The 16061-nt window shown below is 62.7% G+C and carries 15 protein-coding genes; 8 read left to right on the plus strand and 7 right to left on the minus strand.

The genetic code is table 11. From position 1 onward, the window contains the following. The gene (locus GSQ88_RS22715; RefSeq protein WP_159010003.1) at positions 1 to 1164 is read left to right on the plus strand and encodes an aminotransferase; all 1164 of its coding nucleotides are present in this window, start codon (positions 1 to 3) and stop codon (positions 1162 to 1164) included. 13 nt (positions 1165 to 1177) lie between these two features. After that, entirely contained in the window at positions 1178 to 2290 is a 1113-nt protein-coding gene (locus GSQ88_RS22720) for a polyamine ABC transporter substrate-binding protein (protein WP_159010364.1), read from the plus strand. 191 nt (positions 2291 to 2481) lie between these two features. Here GSQ88_RS22720 and GSQ88_RS22725 read toward each other — a convergent pair whose 3' ends face one another. The 6 genes from GSQ88_RS22725 to ppk2 form a co-directional block, all read right to left on the minus strand. After that, positions 2482 to 3414 (minus strand): lipid A biosynthesis lauroyl acyltransferase, encoded by a 933-nt coding sequence (locus tag GSQ88_RS22725; RefSeq protein WP_159010004.1) that lies wholly within the window; start codon positions 3412 to 3414, stop codon positions 2482 to 2484. A gap of 97 nt (positions 3415 to 3511) precedes the next feature. Further along, positions 3512 to 4789, minus strand: a complete 1278-nt coding sequence (locus GSQ88_RS22730; RefSeq protein ID WP_159010005.1) for a beta-ketoacyl-ACP synthase — start codon at positions 4787 to 4789, stop codon at positions 3512 to 3514. 27 nt (positions 4790 to 4816) lie between these two features. Further along, complete coding sequence (locus GSQ88_RS22735; protein ID WP_159010006.1) at positions 4817 to 6025, minus strand: beta-ketoacyl-ACP synthase; 1209 nt, start codon at positions 6023 to 6025, stop codon at positions 4817 to 4819. Continuing rightward, the gene (locus tag GSQ88_RS22740) at positions 6022 to 6525 is read right to left on the minus strand and encodes a 3-hydroxyacyl-ACP dehydratase FabZ family protein (protein WP_159010007.1); all 504 of its coding nucleotides are present in this window, start codon (positions 6523 to 6525) and stop codon (positions 6022 to 6024) included. Before GSQ88_RS22740 ends, GSQ88_RS22735 begins: the two co-directional genes overlap by 4 nt. A gap of 9 nt (positions 6526 to 6534) precedes the next feature. Continuing rightward, a complete protein-coding gene (locus tag GSQ88_RS22745; protein WP_159010008.1) occupies positions 6535 to 6822 on the minus strand; it encodes an acyl carrier protein in 288 nt (95 codons plus the stop codon). Positions 6823 to 7077: 255 nt separating this feature from the next. After that, complete coding sequence (ppk2, locus tag GSQ88_RS22750) at positions 7078 to 8004, minus strand: polyphosphate kinase 2 (protein ID WP_159010009.1); 927 nt, start codon at positions 8002 to 8004, stop codon at positions 7078 to 7080. 469 nt (positions 8005 to 8473) lie between these two features. Between ppk2 and GSQ88_RS22755 the strand changes: the two genes are divergently transcribed. The 6 genes from GSQ88_RS22755 to GSQ88_RS22780 all read left to right on the plus strand — a co-directional run bounded on the left by GSQ88_RS22755 (position 8474) and on the right by GSQ88_RS22780 (position 14866). Beyond that, complete coding sequence (locus GSQ88_RS22755) at positions 8474 to 9295, plus strand: ion transporter (protein WP_159010010.1); 822 nt, start codon at positions 8474 to 8476, stop codon at positions 9293 to 9295. Positions 9296 to 9483: 188 nt separating this feature from the next. Then, positions 9484 to 9867, plus strand: a complete 384-nt coding sequence (locus tag GSQ88_RS22760; RefSeq protein WP_159010011.1) for a DUF5132 domain-containing protein — start codon at positions 9484 to 9486, stop codon at positions 9865 to 9867. A 133-nt stretch (positions 9868 to 10000) separates the two neighbouring features. Next, a complete protein-coding gene (locus GSQ88_RS22765; RefSeq protein ID WP_159010012.1) occupies positions 10001 to 10585 on the plus strand; it encodes an HMA2 domain-containing protein in 585 nt (194 codons plus the stop codon). A 42-nt stretch (positions 10586 to 10627) separates the two neighbouring features. Then, on the plus strand, positions 10628 to 12742 hold the full coding sequence (locus GSQ88_RS22770; RefSeq protein WP_159010013.1) for a heavy metal translocating P-type ATPase: 2115 nt from the start codon (positions 10628 to 10630) through the stop codon (positions 12740 to 12742). Further along, positions 12739 to 13563, plus strand: coding sequence for an EcsC family protein (locus tag GSQ88_RS22775; protein ID WP_159010014.1), 825 nt, complete (start codon positions 12739 to 12741; stop codon positions 13561 to 13563). The genes GSQ88_RS22770 and GSQ88_RS22775 overlap by 4 nt, the downstream gene beginning before the upstream one ends. A gap of 1 nt (position 13564) precedes the next feature. After that, on the plus strand, positions 13565 to 14866 hold the full coding sequence (locus tag GSQ88_RS22780) for a DUF445 domain-containing protein (protein ID WP_159010015.1): 1302 nt from the start codon (positions 13565 to 13567) through the stop codon (positions 14864 to 14866). Between the two features lie 12 nt (positions 14867 to 14878). Here the strand turns inward: GSQ88_RS22780 and GSQ88_RS22785 are convergent, their stop codons facing one another. Beyond that, positions 14879 to 15994, minus strand: a complete 1116-nt coding sequence (locus tag GSQ88_RS22785) for a hypothetical protein (RefSeq protein ID WP_159010016.1) — start codon at positions 15992 to 15994, stop codon at positions 14879 to 14881. Between the last annotated feature and the right edge of the window lie 67 nt (positions 15995 to 16061).

A 16061-nucleotide genomic window follows, 5' to 3' on the forward strand; every position in this document is an offset into this window, starting at 1 on the left:
ATGATTTCGATGAACAAGGTCTTTGCCGACCTTCCCGTCACCATTTTCGAAGCGATGTCGCAGCTCGCGCGCGACAACAACGCCATCAATCTCGGCCAGGGCTTTCCGGACCATCCGGGGCCGGACGATATTCGCCGCGCGGCGGCGGATGCGACGATGGACGGCTATAACCAATATCCGTCGATGATGGGCATTCCGGAGTTGCGGCAGGCGATTGCCGCGCATTACGGCCGCTGGCATGGGCTTGAGCTCGATCCGATGGCCGAGGTTATGGTGACCTCGGGCGGCACCGAAGCGCTCACCAGCGCCATCCTGTCGGTGGTGGAGCCCGGCGACGAGGTGATCGTTTTCCAGCCGGTGTATGATTCCTATCTGCCGATCATCCGCCAGGCCGGCGGCATCCCGCGGCTGTTGAGGCTTGAGCCGCCGCATTGGCGGCTCTCCGAGGAGATGCTGCGCGGCGCATTCAATCACAAGACCAAGGCGGTCCTGTTCAACAATCCGCTCAATCCGGCCGCCGTGGTGTATCCGCGCGAAGACCTCGAATTGCTGGCGCGGTTTTGCCAGGAGTTCGACAGCGTCGCGATCTGCGACGAGGTCTGGGAGCATGTGACCTTCGACGGCCGCGAACATATTCCGCTGATTACGATTCCGGGAATGCGCGAGCGCACCATCAAGGTCGGTTCCGCCGGCAAGATATTTTCGCTGACGGGGTGGAAGATCGGCTTTGTCTGCGCCGCGCCGCCGCTGCTGCGGGTGGTGGCGAAAGTGCACCAGTTCCTGACCTTTACGACCGCTCCCAATCTTCAGGCCGCGGTGGCCTACGGCCTCGGCAAGCCGGCGGAATATTTTCACGACATGCGCAAGGATCTGGCGCGCAGCCGCGACCGCCTCACGCAAGGGCTGGAGCGGATCGGCTTTCCGGTGCTGGGCTCGCAGGGCACCTATTTTCTCACCGTCGATCTGTCGCCACTCGGACTGAACGAAACCGACGAAGCCTTTTGCCGGCGCATCGTGACCGACTACAAGGTCGCGGCCATCCCGGTGTCGGCGTTCTATGAACAGGATGCCGTGACGTCGGTGGTGCGGTTTTGCTTTGCCAAGAACGATGCGACGCTCGACACCGCGCTGGAGCGGCTGTCGGATGCGGTGCATCGCCGCTAAGGATTGGCCCATGATGCGCGGCTTGCGTTTGGCTCGGGTTCGATGTGTCGCGGCGCTGGCCACGATCCTGGCGGCGGCCGCGCTGCCTGCGAGCGCACAGCAGCGCACCGTCAATTTTTACAATTGGTCGAACTACGTGGCGCCGGGCGTGCTGGAGGATTTTACCAGGGAAACCGGCATCAAGGTGGTCTACGACACTTTCGACGCCAACGAGACGCTGGAGACCCGGTTGCTGGCGGGAAAATCCGGCTATGACCTCGTCGTTCCCACCGCCTATTTCCTGCAGCGCCAGATTACCGCGCATGTGTTCCAGAAACTCGACAAGTCCCGACTGCCAAATCTGGCCAATGCCTGGCCGGTGGTGACCGAACGGCTCGCCACCTACGATCCCGGCAATGTCTATGCCGCCAATTACATGTGGGGCACCACCGGCATCGGCTACAACGTCAAGGCGGTGCAGAAAATCCCGGGCCCCGACGCCAGGATCGACAGCTGGGACATCGTTTTCAAGCCGGAGAACCTCGCAAAGTTCAAAGATTGCGGCGTCCACATGCTGGATTCGCCGGATGATATTTTCCCGGCAGCCTTAGGTTATCTCGGGCTCGATCCCAATTCGACCCAACAGGCCGATCTGGAGAAGGCGGCCGATCTCGTTGCGAAGATCAGGCCCTCCATTCGCAAGTTTCACTCATCGGAATATCTGAGTGCGCTCGCCACCGGCGAGATCTGTTTCGTGGTGGGATGGTCGGGCGACATCATGCAGGCGCGCAGCCGCGCCGCTGAAGCCAACAGCGACGTCGAAATCGGATACGCGATCCCGAAAGAGGGGGCGCAGATGTTTTTCGACAATCTTGCGATCCCGGCCGATGCCGGCAATGTCGCGGAGGCCTATGAGCTGATCAATTATCTCTACCGGCCCGACGTCGCGGCGAAGAATTCGAATTTCCTATCTTATGCCAACGGCAATCTGGCGAGCCAGAAGCTGATCGATCCCAAAATCCTGGACGACAAGAACATCTATCCCGACGATGCGACGCTGAAGAAGCTGTTCGTGATCACCGCGCGCGACCCGGCCACCCAGCGCATCATCAACCGGCTCTGGACCAAGGTGAAGACGGGTAGGTGACGGCGGCATACAGCGACCTCACGAAGAGGAGCCGTGAAACAATCGACGCCGTCATCCTGAGGTGCTCGCCGTCTTCGGCGAGCCTCGAAGGATGGCCGCAAGCACCGAGCTGAACATCATCCTTCGAGGCTCGCAAGAGCTCGCACCTCAGGATGACGTCCGGGATAGCTTCACAGGCCCCGAGGGCGCCTCTACCGCCAGCGGCGATGCAGCCAGAGCCACTGTTCCGGATATTCGCGGATCCAGCCCTCGACCACATTGGTGACGGCCTGCATCGTTCCCTGGATATCGATCTCGCCTGAGGCGTTGCGCACCGGCTCGACTTCCTCGGACAGTTCGGCGCGAAAACGGTGACCGGGCAGGCGAATGATCCGCACCCCGTGAATCGGGCACTCGACCTGCCGCCGCAGCCGCGCCAGCGTCGGATTGGCCCGGGTCTTGCGGCCGAAGAACGTCACCTCGACGCCATTGGTAAAATACTGGTCGACCAGCATCGCGACGTGCTGGCCGTTTTGCAGGGCTTGCGCCAGCCGCAGTGGCGCGTCGCGGCCGGCCGCAATCAGCGTGCCCATCTTGACGTTGCGCAGTTCTTCGATGATGCGCTCGGCGGAGGCGATATTCGGCCGGCGATAGAGGATCGCGGCGTCGAGGCCGTGCGCGGCCGCCGCCAGCGCCGGCAATTCCCAATTGCCGAGATGGCTTGCAAAGAACAATGCGGGTTTGCCGTCGTCGCGCAGGCGGTCGTACAATTCGGCGCTGCGCGGATCGAATTCGACGCGGCCGTTGCCGGGATTGGTGGTGTCATAGTCCCAGACATGATCGAGATGGGCGAATTCGGCGCCGTAGCGGCCGAGATTGTCCCATACCCCCGCCAGGATGGTGTCGATTTCCTCGGGCGATTTTTCCGGGAACGCGGCGACGAGGTTTTCCCGTGCGATCCGGTGCTCGCGCAGCTTCGGGCCGATGAAACGGGTGATGCGGCCGAACAAATTGGCGGTCTTGATCGGGTCGAAATAGCGCGTGGTGCGCAGCATGCCGATGGTGACGGCGCCGACCGCGGCGCCGCCGAGCGATTTTGCGCCGGTGCGAAGACGAGCCTTGGTGCGAGCGAGCAGGGGATGCATCCGTTCTGTTCCGGCGTGAGCCGCCTATCGCCGGTTGGGCGCCGTGGTGTGCCGAGACGTGTGGAACAAAAAGCCCGTGGACCAACAGGTCCGTGGATTAAATCGGCTCGCGGGTCAGGATCAACGAGGCGTTCTGGCCGCCGAAGCCGAACGAATTCGACATCACCGCGGTGACGCGGGCGTCGCGCGCCTTGTTGGGCACCACGTCGAACGGAATGGCGGGATCGGGAACGTCGTAATTGATGGTTGGCGGAATCCGCTGGTGCTCGAGCGTCAGCAGCGAGAACACCGCCTCGACCGCGCCGGCGGCGGACAGCGTGTGGCCGACCATCGACTTGTTGGAAGAGACGGGAATGCTGCCGGTTTGGTCTCCGAACACCGAGGCAATGCCGAGATATTCCATCTTGTCGTTTTCCGGCGTACCGGTGCCGTGCGCATTGATGTAATCGATCTGGCCGGGGACAATGCCGGCGTCCGACAGGGCATTGCGCACGCATCCGATAATCGGTTTGCCGTCGGGACTGGAACGGGTGCGATGAAAGGAGTCCGCCAATTCGCCGCAGCCGGCGACAACGCCGAGGATTTTGGCGCCGCGCGCGGTTGCAGCCTCATAGCTTTCCAGCACCAATGCGCCAGCGCCCTCCGCCATGACGAAACCGTCGCGGTTCTTGGCAAACGGCCGCACCGCCGTGTGAGGTGAATCATTTCGCATCGACAACGCCGACAGCAATGAGAACCTGATCAGGGCTTCCGGATTGACCGAGCCGTCGGTCCCAACGCACAACGCGGCATCGGTTTCGCCGCGGCGGATCGCTTCCACGCCGAGCTGGATCGCAGTTGCGCCGGATGCGCAGGCCGTCGAAAGCGAAATCGGCGATCCCTTGGTGCCGTACTTCTCGGCAAGATAGTCCGCCACCGAACCGAACAGAAAGCGCCGGTGATAGCCGACATATTTTCCGCCGCCGCTGACCCTCAGCAGATCGTCGTAATCATACTCGGCTTTTCCGGCATCGCGTCCGAGTTCCAAGCGTTGCGGCCACTCGATCTCAACCGGCGCCACCGCAAGAAACAGCGGTCCGGGAAAATCGGCCGTGGTCCCGATCGCGGATTGCGCGATGGCCTCTTCGGTAACGAGGTCGGCCAGCCGCTCCGAAAGATCGGTCGAGGAAGCGGTTTCGACCGGCAGGAAATCGATCGTTCCGGCCATCGAGGTTTTCAAGCCATCGATCGGAAAGCGCGTAATGGTTCGGATTCCCGACTCACCCGCGGTGAGCTTTGCCCAATTGTCGCTCTTGCCGATGCCGAGCGACGTCACCACGCCCATGCCGGTGACGACAACGATTGGCCTGCCGAATTTATCGCGCGTAGCTGTCATGTTTTCCCCGCCAATTCCGCGTCGTGCTCACTTGACCGCTTCGACAAGCGCCATGCCTTCGCCGCGCCAGTGACCGGCTCCGATCACCACAATCTGGGTCGGAGGCTTCGACATTTCAACCTCCAGCGCGGTGGGATCGTTCGGGGAGTACAACGCGCCGCGCGAGACGGAAATCGCTGCAAGCGCCAAGCCCAGCGGGAACTGCGCTTCCATGGTGTGGCCGAACGCGGTGCCGATGGCCCGCACCGCGAAATCCGGGTGGTGGCGCAGAAACGCCAGTTCCTCGGACGTGACCGGTTGGGCGCCGGTCGCACCGGTAATGATGGCGCCGTTGTCGTTAAGCTTGCCGAGCTTCGACCACAATGTTTCGAGGGTTGCCGTCACCTCGCCGGGGCTCTTGCGGCGCGACTGATCGGCCACGACGTTGGTCAGGCGTGCATAGGGCTTCGCCCCGCGGGCTTCCGCATGGGTTCTGGATTCGATGACGAGAAAGACGCCGGCCGAGCCGAGCGCAAAGCCGGTCTTCGGGCTGCGTGCCCAGACCGGCTCGAATTTGTCCTTGAGGTTGAAATCGTCGAACTCGTAGAGCACCAGCATGTCCTTGCGCTCGCTGTTTTGCGAGCCGCCGATCAATGCGATGTCACTCTGGCCCGCGGCAATACGCGTCAGCGCGATACGCGCCGCATTCACGCCGGCGGCTTCTTCACCCATGAAGGTGCGGGACGATCCGGTCACGCCGTGGACGATGGCGATATTGCCGGCGAGCAGGTTCGAGAGCTGAGCGAGAAACAGCGTCGGCCGCAAATCGTTCATCAGCCGTTCGTTGAGAAAGCCGGGCGCGGAATTGCCCTTGGCCTCGGCCTGCAAAATGCCGGTGTCCACCGCGAGATCGCGCTCGCCACCGCCGGCGGCCACGATCATGTCCATCCGCCCCAGGATTTCCTTGTTGCCCTTGACGCCGGCCGAATCCAGCGCGAGCCCGGCGGCATAGGTGCCGATCCGCTGCCAGGCTTCCATCTGGCGCTGATCGCCCTTTTTGGGGATCTGGGTGTCGAAGTTTACCGGCGCCCAGGGATGAACGACATACGGCGCAAAGCCGCTCTCATCGACATTGATGCGGCGCTGATTGAGCGCGTCCCAGTTCGCGTCCAGGCCTTCACCGAGCGACGTGGCAAGCCCGATGCCGGTGATCCAGACTTCCGCGGATCCCGGATTTGAAGATTTCGTCTCAGTCATTGCCGGGGCTCGTCCGTGGAAATTGGGCTCGTCGTGGGAATCGCCTCATGCGGAAAGCCGACGCGCTTGGCCTCCGCTTCCATGTGTCCGCGCAGATCGGGATTCGGGAATGGGATAACCCCGAACGTGATCGTCGCGTTGCACCTCAGTTCGTTGTTAACCCGTACCTTCGCCTGGGTAATCGCATAGCCCGAACCTTCGTGAACCAGACTCACATCGATCTTCAACAGATCGCCCGGATTGACGAAGCTGCGCATCTTGGCTTCCTTGACCGCTGCCAGAAACGGCATCCGCTCGAACTTCGTCAGCGCAATCAGCAACCAGCCGGAACTCTGCGCCATCGCTTCGATCAAGAGAACACCGGGCATGATCGGATAGCCCGGGAAATGCCCCTCGAAGATCGTGTTGGTTCGGGGAACCTGCGCCTCGACCGTGATCCGGCGCTCGCCGATATCGAGTTCGACGATGCGGTCAATCAGCTTGAAATATTCGAGGTGCATGATGCGCGATTAAGCGCTCGGGGTCTTGGCGGCGACCAGTTCGTCGATGCGGGCGCAGAGGTTCTTCAGCACGAAATACTGTTCGGTGGTGGCTTTGCCGTCGTTGACTTCCTGGGTCCATTTTTCCAGCGGAAGCTTGATCCCGAACGCCTTGTCGATCGCAAACGCGATGTCGAGGAAATCGAGGCTGTCGATTCCGAGATCGTCGATGGCGTGGCTCTCCGGCGTGATCGTGTCGCGCGGTATGTCGCAGGTTTCAGCGATAATCGTAGCGACTTGATCGAATGTGGATGACATCACTAAGCCTTTGATATATTGAGGATAAATTCAATGGCGGCCAAGCGGCCTGGCACCGGGTCCGGAAAACGCCCTGTCCACCATCCGGAGTCGACTGCCCGTATAACGGAGGCCCGCCCCCAATTCAATGGAGGTGGGCCGTGGGGTGGCGCGGGGCACATTCAAGGGAAGGCCGCCCGGGTGGCCCCGAAAGCGGCAGTCTGGCGATTGTAAGCTTGCCGGCCGTTGCCCGGGTGCTGAAATCCGCGCGGCGGTTCAGTACCGGTTGGGGACGAACATGTCGAGCGGGATCGGTCCGCGGTGATAATCGGGGTTGTGGACCCTGGGCGGCAACACGACGGGCTGGTGCTGCACCTCGGAATAGGGAATCTGATCCAACAGATGGGAGATGCAGTTGAGCCGGGCTCGCTTCTTGTCCACGGCATCGACGATCCACCACGGCGAGTCCGGAAGATGGGTATGCTCCAGCATCGCTTCCTTGGCCTTGGTGTATTGCTCCCAGCGGCTTCGCGCCTGGACGTCCATCGGGCTCAGCTTCCACTGCTTCAGCGGATCCTGAATCCGCATGGTGAAGCGGAATTGCTGTTCTTCGTCGGTGATCGAGAACCAGTATTTGATCAGGATGATCCCGGAACGCATCAACATGCGTTCGAACTCCGGCACCGATTGAAAGAACTCCTGGTACTGTTGTTCGGTACAAAAGCCCATCACGCGCTCGACGCCGGCGCGATTGTACCAGCTGCGGTCGAACAGCACGATCTCGCCGCCGGCCGGCAGATGCGAGACATAGCGCTGGAAATACCATTGCGTCCGCTCGCGCTCGCTGGGGGCCGGAAGGGCTGCGACCCGGCAAATCCGCGGATTGAGCCTTTGGGTGATGCGCTTGATGGCGCCGCCCTTGCCGGCGGAATCGCGCCCCTCGAACAGGACGACGACCTTTTTCTTTTCGTGCTGGACCCAATCCTGCAGCTTCACCAGCTCGCCTTGCAGCCGGAACAGCTCCTTGAAATAGACCTTGCGGTCGACGATGTCGCGGCCGGACGGATCGGGCGCGTCGTCGACGGCGGCGTCGAGCCTGTGATCGTCGAGTTCCAGCTCAAGCTCCTCGTCAAGCGTATCGGCCATATCCTGGCGAATGCGCTCGCGCAGCGCGGCTTCGGCGGTTAGTTCGGATGCGGTCATGGTGGCTTCCCTCGGCGGTCGTGCGACGTCGCGTATCCGACCATTGCAAAACTTGTATTGCGGGGATGTGACAGCAACCTTCGGCGTCCACCGCTCGCCTTGTTCAACCGCGCCGGACCAGGTGGGCCGGCCCGCAGCGAGGTGCGCCTCAGGATGACGCCTTCTGCACCCCTACAATGCTTCGTTGACAGAACAACAGGCAGCGTCATCCCCGGGATGAACGCAATTGCGTTCATCCCGGGGATGACGGCGTCGATTGTTTCACGGCCTCTCAGGCAGCGGACAGGCCGCAAGGGTCCCCCGCGCAGGACGTCCATCGCAAGACGCGGCAATCGCAAGGCGTGCCGTCATAATTGTTTCGTATGATCCGCGCAGCTCCAGAAGGGAGGGCGCGCGCGTGCAAGATTGCCAGATCCCGTCGCGTCCGAATTCTGGGCATTGGTCTTCTTGGCGCCGCCGCCTCAGTCATTTGTTCGACGACGACGCGCCGCGCAACCGGGTCATACGGTTGTTCAACCTGCTGCTGGCGCTGCTGATCGTCCTGAACGTCGCTGCCGTGATCCTGGAGACGGTCGAGCCGATCCGCGCCCGCTATGAGGTGTTTTTCCTGGGCGCCGAGCGCGCCGCCACCGCGATCTTCGCCGCGGAATATCTGCTTCGGGTCTGGACCGCGGTCGACCTTCACGGCGGGCGCTTCGGTCATCCGCTGTGGGGCAGGCTGCGTTACATGCGAGGCTTCTTTCCCCTGATCGACCTGGTTTCGGTGTTGCCCGCCATGCTCGGCATATTGGGTGCCGGCGATTTGAGGGTGCTTCGGCTGCTTCGCCTGTTGCGAATGCTCAAGCTCACCCGACACTCCAAGGTCTTCAGCCTGCTGTGGTCGGTGTTCAGGGACGAGGCGCAATCGATCGGAGCGTTGCTCTTCATCCTTTGCCTCACTCTGACGGTCAGCGGCGCGCTCGCCTACATGATCGAGGGAGAAGAACAACCCGCCGTGTTCAATTCGATCCCGGCGGCGATGTGGTGGGCGATCGAAACCCTGACCACGGTCGGCTACGGCGACATGGTGCCGGCGACCGCCGCCGGCAAGCTGTTGGGCGGCCTCGTTTCGATCGTCGGTATTGGCACGCTGGCGTTGTTCTCGGGCGTCATCACCGTCGGATTTCTCGAACAGCTCAAGACACGCCGCGAGCATCACGCACCGGTCCCGGTCGAAATATCGCGCGAAATCTGCCCGCATTGCGGACACCGGCTGTCGCTCGATCTGATCGAGCCAGCCGCAAAGGCCTGAAAACCAAGCTCATAATACCGCTCCGACCCGGTCCGGCCGGGCGGCATTTGGACACACGTAAAAGAGGTGTCATATCGCTGTCATAAACCTTTTTTAATTGGCCGATAGACCATCCATGTCGGGTCCGCGCACATATCTCTCTCGCGCCTGTGGCCTTTGGCGGTCTGTGTAACATAAGGACTTTCAGGATGAATCCGGCCCAGAATGGTCACGACGCAGCGGACAAGACGGACGGCGCCAGCGAGCACGATGAATCCCATGAGGGGGGCATCAACAAGACGGTCGCGACTGTCGTCGTCATCGCAGCCGGCGCGGCGCTGTTCGAGGCCGCGTTGTTGCCCGGCCTCGTGCTCGGTGTGGCCGCGATGGCTGCGCCGAAATATCTGCCCAAGCTTGCGAGCTCGCTGAATCCGTTGTTCAAGTCGACGGTGCGCGGCACCTACAAATTCGCGCAGAAGTCGAAGGAGATGTTCGCGGAAGCTCGCGAGCAGGTCCACGACGTCGTCGCCGAAGTGAAGGCCGAGAACGAAACCGCGGCCAACAGCGGCGCGGCGTCACGTCCGGCCGCCTGATCCTGCGATCGCGCGCCTGAGCAGGGTCCGCTCGGTGGAGCGGGCCTTGCACCGCTGACATTGCCTTGGTGATGCCCGAGCGGCGTCGGCGGAATTGCCTGACCGAGACGCCTTACCGAGCCTGAGATCATTGATGACCAAGATGAAACTGGAGATCGCGCATCAGGTACCGGGCCGGATCCGCATGAAGGTCGGTGCGGCCAAGGCCAATCCCGAACTGCTCGAGCAGATCAAGGAGACCTTCATGGTCATCCCGGGGGTCGAACAGGTCGAGGTCAACCCGGCAACCGGCAGTGTCGTGCTGCATTACGACGTCGACCAGCACGATGAATTTCACGGCCATTTGCAGCACCACACCGGCGGCCACCACCAGCCGCCGCCAACCAACGAGATCGACGCGCTCGCCAGCAAGATTTCGCAAGAGGCGGAATTTCTCGCGGAGAATTCCCATACCGCCAGGGTGATCGTCGATTTCTTCAAGGCCACCGACAAGCAGATCAAGGCCGCCACCAGCAACACCATCGACCTCAAGATCGTGCTGGCCTCTGCGATTGCCGGCTTCACGATCCTCGAGGTGGGCGCCAATGCCGCGACCCCGGTCTGGGTCACGCTCTCGATGTTCGGATTGAACCATCTGATCGAAGCCAACAGCCCGGAGGCCCGGGCTGAAGAAGCCGAGGCTGAGGCGGCCGAAGCCGCGGCCGCCGCGACGACCTGAGAAGACGACCTGAGAACTCGCATCGTGATCTGGATTGATTGAATGAACTTTTCCGTCCGTCACGCAATGCCAGGCCGGCTTCGGCTCAATGTTCCCGAACTATGCCGAAAGCGCTCGCTGGCCGAAGCGGTGTTGCGCTGGCTCGGCGTACAAGCCGGGGTCAAGGCCGCGCGCATCAATTACGACTGCGCCAGCCTGCTGCTCGAATATGATCCGGCCCAGGAACCGGTGCTGCGGCTGCTGCTGGAGCGTTTCCGCAACGCCTCGGTCGAGCAGATCAAGGCGCTCGCGGCCAGCGCCCCCGCCGGTTCGGGTGCGTCCGCCGCGCCGCCCGCGGTGTCGAAGCAGATGCCGTTGGCGCTGCCGACATTGTCATTGGTGATGGCGTTCAGCGCCAATCCGGTGGTGTTCGCCGCCAACATGCCGCTGATGCTGTGGAACGCCTGGCCGATCGCCAAGCGCGCCTGGAAGGTGTGGGACACCGAGAGCAGGCTCAACATCGATGTGCTCGATACGCTGGCGATCAGCGCCTCGGTGCTGCAGGGCAATCCGCTCGCCGGCTGTATTGTCACCTGGCTGATCAAGCTTGGCGACTGGATCCGTGACCTGACCGCGGCGGGCTCGCGCCGGGCGATCAGCGATCTGCTGGAATTCCAGACCAAGAGTGCCTGGATTATCGTGGACGGCGCGGTGGTCTCGATTCCGGCGGCGGAGCTTACCGCCGGCGATCTCGTCGTGGTCTATCCCGGCGAGATGATCCCGGTCGACGGCGAAATTATTGACGGACATGCCACCATCGACCAGAAGACCATCACCGGTGAGGGCCTGCCGGTCAGCCGTGGCAAGGGGGAGGCGGCTTTCGCGGCCACCGTGATCCGCGAAGGCCAGATCACGATCCGCGCGCTGCGCGTCGGTTCGGACACCACCGCCGGCCAGATCGTGCATCTCGTCGAGTCCGCGCCGATCGGCGACACCCGGATTCAGAACCATGCGGAGCGCTTTGCGGATCGGCTGGTGACGCCGACGCTCGGGCTCGCGGTCGGCACCGCGGCCCTGACCGGCGATTTCAACCGGTTCCTTTCGCTTGTGATCGTCGACTACGGCACCGGTATTCGCGTCGCGGCGCCGACGTCGGTGTTGTCGTCGATGACGCACGCCGCGCGCGCCGGCATCATCATCAAGAGCGGCGGCCATATGGAGCGCCTCGCCGGTATCGACACCGTGGTGTTCGACAAGACCGGCACGCTGACCCACGGTACGCCGGCGGTGATCGATGTGATCTCCTACCAGAATCACATCACCCCCAACCATCTGCTCGGCCTTGCCGCCGCGGCGGAAACCCGTCTGACCCATCCGGTGGCGCAGGCGCTGCGCGACCGCGCGCGCGAACTCGCGGTCAACGTTCCGCCATGCGACGAAACCACCTACCGGCTCGGGCTCGGGGTCGAGGGGCAGGTCAACGGCTATTACATGCATGTCGGCAATTCGCGCTTCATGCGCGAGAGCGACATCAGGATCGATATGTCGGCGTCCGACCGCAGCGCGCTCGACGAGAAGGGCTATTCCTGCCTCTATATCGCGGTCGATGGCCAACTCGCCGGCCTCGTGCCATATTCGGACGAAATTCGCGCCGAGAGCAAACCCGTGATCCAGAAGCTCCACGCCCTCGGCATCAAGGACACGATCATGCTGACCGGCGACAATGCGGTGGTCGCGCGCGCGGTGTGCCGCGACATCGGCTTGACGCGGCACTTCGCCGACATGTTGCCGGCCGACAAGGCCGACATCATCCAGCAATTGCAGCGCGAGGGCCGCCGCGTCGCCATGGTCGGCGACGGCATCAACGATTCTCCGGCGCTGAGCTTTGCCGATGTCGGCATCGCGATGAAGCATGGCGCGGAAGTGACGCACGAGTCCGCCGATATCATCCTGATGGAGGACTCGCTGTGGCGCCTCGTCAAGGCGGTCGAGATTTCGCAAGGCGCTGTCAGGCTGATCAAGCAGAATTATGCGATCGTCGCCGGATTGAACACGCTGGCGCTCGGATTGGCGTTGCCCGGAGGATTGATCACGCCCGAGGTCACAGCGCTGATCAGCAACGGCTCGGCCATTCTGGCCAGCATGAACGGTATCCGGCCAATCCTGCGCTACCAATGATCGCAGAACTCGCCACGGTTCTTTCCCAGCCCGATCGCGAAGCCCTCAAGCTTGCGGTGCACAACCTCGAAAACCCGAATTTCGCCGCGCGGCTGGCCGATTACGCGGGCGTGCCGGTCAATCGCGTGCTCAGTATCCTGCCCAAATTCGCCAACGGCCAATTGAGCGCGATGGTACGCTCCGCGGTCATGAAGGGCCTCGATGTCGCGATCGACACGCTTGAAGAGGACGCGACGCTGCCGCCGCTGACCGGATTCTCGTCGTTTCTGGCGGGCGTCACCGGCGGGGTCAGCGGGTTGATCGGTTTCGCGGCGCTTCCGTTCGAGCTGCCGTTGACCACCACCTTCATGCTCCGTGCCATCGCCGCGATCGCGCGGCACGAGGGCGAGGATCTGTCGCAGATCGAGGCGCGGCTGGCGTGCCTCGAAGTGTTCGCATTCGGGGCCAAGCGTCCGGCCGGGCAGCAAATCGATATCGGCTATTACGCCGCCCGTGCCTTGCTCAACAAATACACCAGCGAGATCGCGGCGTTCGTCGCCGAGCGCGGCGCGGTCGACGTGTCGGCCCCCGTGGTGACCAGCCTGGTCAGCGAGATCGTGTCGCGCTTTGGCCTCGTCGTATCCGACAAGGCTGCCGCGGGCGCGTTACCGATTCTCGGCGCGGTCGGCGGGGCGACCGTCAATGTGATTTTCATGGATCACTTCCAGCGGATCGCGCAGGGTCATTTCGCGCTGCGCCGGCTCGAGCGCACCTATGGCAGCGCCACGGTCCGCCAGCTCTATGCCGATATCTCCACCAGACCGGCGCAGGCTATTGGCTGAGGTGTCCAGTTCAGACACGCCGCAAGCGGCGAAACGAAAGCCGCCGCTGAGCACGCCGGTGTTGAATCCCGTCCCCGATACCCGGCTGCGCGATCTGCGCCGGATGCGCTTTCTCGCCACCGCGCTGCTGGGGCTGATGTTCGTCATTTTCATCGCGACCTCGTTCGCGCCGGTGCAATGGCCCTGGCTGGCCTATCTGCAGGCCTTCGCCGAAGCCGGCATGATCGGGGCCTGCGCCGACTGGTTCGCGGTGGTCGCGATGTTCCGCCATCCGCTCGGCCTGCCGATACCGCACACCGCGATCGTGCCGCACAACAAGGGCCGCATCGGCGGCGCGCTCGGCCGTTTCGTCTCCAACAACTTTCTGTCTCCATTGGTGCTCGAGGCCAAGCTTCGCGAGATCGATACCGCCGGATGGATCGCCCGCTGGCTGTCGGAGCCCGAGAACACACGGCGCATCGCGCGGCGGGCTGCAACGGCGCTGCCGGAAATGCTGCAGGCATTGCCGCGCGATCAGCTCGGCGGATTCCTGACCCGCGCGATACGCCACGGCATCGAAGCCGTCCCGGCAGCACCCCTCGCGTCGGAATTGTTGTCGCTGTTCTGGGCGCAAGGCGAGACCCAGGCGCTGGTCGAAAAGGCCATCTCGATCGCGGCCACAGCCCTTGTCGACAATCGCGACGTCATCAAGGCTACAGTTGCGAAGAAATCCTCGCGCTTCATCCCGAAATGGGTCGACGGCATCGTCGCCGACAAGATCATGAGCGGGGTGTCGCAGCTGCTCGACGAGATGCGCAATCCCGGTCATCCTTGGCGCCTCGAGCTTGGCGCAGCAATCGAGCGGCTGATCAAGGACCTCGCCGAGAATCCGGAGATGATCGGGCGCGGCGAAGAACTGAAGGCCGAGATGCTGGGCAACCCGATGGTCGCCGAGCAGGTCGGCAAGCTCTGGATCCGGATCGAAACCAGGATCGGCGCGGGCTCGACATCGTATATCGATCCGCTATCTGACGGGCTCGAACGCGGATTGTCCGCGCTCGGCGGCTGGATGGCGCAGGACGAGAAGATCAAGACCGCGATCAATCAATGGGTCGCGATCGCCTTGCTGCGCCTGGTCGCACCGCGCCGCGCCGAAATCGGCAACTTCATCGCCCAAGTGGTGGAGCGGTGGGATAGCGAAACGCTGGTCAACCGGCTGGAATTACAGGTCGGACGCGACCTGCAATATATCAGGATCAACGGTACGCTGGTCGGCGGCCTCGTCGGCCTGATCATCTTTTCCGCCAAGCGGTTTCTGCTCTAATCTTCTTGCCGGTCAAAGTCCGGGCGAGAAGGTGACGCCGTCGGCCTCGGTCATTTTGTGGATCGCGGCATCGAATGACATCCGGTCGGGATTTTCCAGCGACTGCGCCCGCAGTGTCTCGGTCAGTTCGTCCTGTTCGAGCAGGAAGCTCTGGCCGTCACGAAGCCGGACATAGGCCGCCCAGGGAATGAATTTGGTGAGGGGGAACGGCAAGCCCTCGGGCGGCGAGATGTCGATATTCAGTCCCGAAATGAACAGCAGGTTTTTACCGCGGTAGGCCGGCTCGTGCAGGATGCTGCGATAGGTGCGATCGAATTCGAGCTGGGTATGGTAGCGCGCGGCGTCCAGCGCCGGCTCCGATGACGTCACCAACGTCGGCATCGCCGGACCCAGAGCGGCTTCGAGGACGTCGTGGCCTTCACGCCCTTCGGTCGGGGTGCGGCGAAAATGAAACAGGGCCGGCGTCAGCCGGGAGCCGATTGGCTGCGGTTTGTCGCCAAAGGTTTCTGCGGGCAGGCTGCCCACAAAAGACGCTGCGGCCGGAAACGCCTTTGATGTGCTCAGCACCCTGAGCGGCTCGTCGCTGTGATCGATCAGCCGGTCCATATTCAGAAACAGGCCCTCGTGGCGTCGTTCATCGAGGAACTGGTTGTCGATGAACACCGTCGGCACGCCCTCGATGCGGCCGCACAGCACGTGATCGCGGGCCTGCTGGTATTCATGCTGATACCAATGCAGCACCGCGCACATCTTGCCGCAACTGTCGCCGAACTCGCGGCCGGCGGTGCGCGGGCGCTGGTAGACGCCGAACCGTCTGGTATCGGCGTCGTAGCCGACATGGCTGGCCTGGACGATGATCAGGTCCTCGCCGTGATGGGAATGCGGCCCGTGGCGGTTGATCGCGACCTTGCCGCCGACCCGGCCGTGGTCGAAGGGAAACGTGCCGAAATGCTGCGCCAGCAGAATGACGGGATAGCCCTGGCTTTCGTCCGAGCAGAACGCCCGCGACGGCATCATCCGCTGGCGTTCGAAACCGAGGGAAAGGCAGTAATTATACAGCCGCGGCACGAAATGGCTGTACCGCATCGCGCGGTCGCCAAGCTTCAGGTTCTCGATGATGCGCCGCATGTGAAGGCCCTGCTAAAAGCGGGTTTTGACTGTGATATGAGATATTTCCGACACCCGCGTGACAGGA

The sequence above is a fragment of the Bradyrhizobium sp. S69 genome (genome assembly GCF_009766005.1).
Lineage (GTDB): Bacteria > Pseudomonadota > Alphaproteobacteria > Rhizobiales > Xanthobacteraceae > Bradyrhizobium.

What these genes read in the sequence shown, in the direction of transcription:
- GSQ88_RS22765 (WP_159010012.1), top strand. Translation starts at nt 10,001, where the DNA reads ATGACCAAGATGAAACTGGAGATCGCGCATCAGGTACCGGGCCGGATC.
- GSQ88_RS22745 (WP_159010008.1), bottom strand. Translation starts at nt 6,822, where the DNA reads ATGTCATCCACATTCGATCAAGTCGCTACGATTATCGCTGAAACCTGC.
- GSQ88_RS22785 (WP_159010016.1), bottom strand. Translation starts at nt 15,994, where the DNA reads ATGCGGCGCATCATCGAGAACCTGAAGCTTGGCGACCGCGCGATGCGG.
- GSQ88_RS22740 (WP_159010007.1), bottom strand. Translation starts at nt 6,525, where the DNA reads ATGCACCTCGAATATTTCAAGCTGATTGACCGCATCGTCGAACTCGAT.
- GSQ88_RS22715 (WP_159010003.1), top strand. Translation starts at nt 1, where the DNA reads ATGATTTCGATGAACAAGGTCTTTGCCGACCTTCCCGTCACCATTTTC.
- GSQ88_RS22735 (WP_159010006.1), bottom strand. Translation starts at nt 6,025, where the DNA reads ATGACTGAGACGAAATCTTCAAATCCGGGATCCGCGGAAGTCTGGATC.
- GSQ88_RS22730 (WP_159010005.1), bottom strand. Translation starts at nt 4,789, where the DNA reads ATGACAGCTACGCGCGATAAATTCGGCAGGCCAATCGTTGTCGTCACC.
- GSQ88_RS22725 (WP_159010004.1), bottom strand. Translation starts at nt 3,414, where the DNA reads ATGCATCCCCTGCTCGCTCGCACCAAGGCTCGTCTTCGCACCGGCGCA.
- GSQ88_RS22720 (WP_159010364.1), top strand. Translation starts at nt 1,178, where the DNA reads ATGCGCGGCTTGCGTTTGGCTCGGGTTCGATGTGTCGCGGCGCTGGCC.
- GSQ88_RS22760 (WP_159010011.1), top strand. Translation starts at nt 9,484, where the DNA reads ATGAATCCGGCCCAGAATGGTCACGACGCAGCGGACAAGACGGACGGC.
- ppk2 (WP_159010009.1), bottom strand. Translation starts at nt 8,004, where the DNA reads ATGACCGCATCCGAACTAACCGCCGAAGCCGCGCTGCGCGAGCGCATT.
- GSQ88_RS22775 (WP_159010014.1), top strand. Translation starts at nt 12,739, where the DNA reads ATGATCGCAGAACTCGCCACGGTTCTTTCCCAGCCCGATCGCGAAGCC.
- GSQ88_RS22770 (WP_159010013.1), top strand. Translation starts at nt 10,628, where the DNA reads ATGAACTTTTCCGTCCGTCACGCAATGCCAGGCCGGCTTCGGCTCAAT.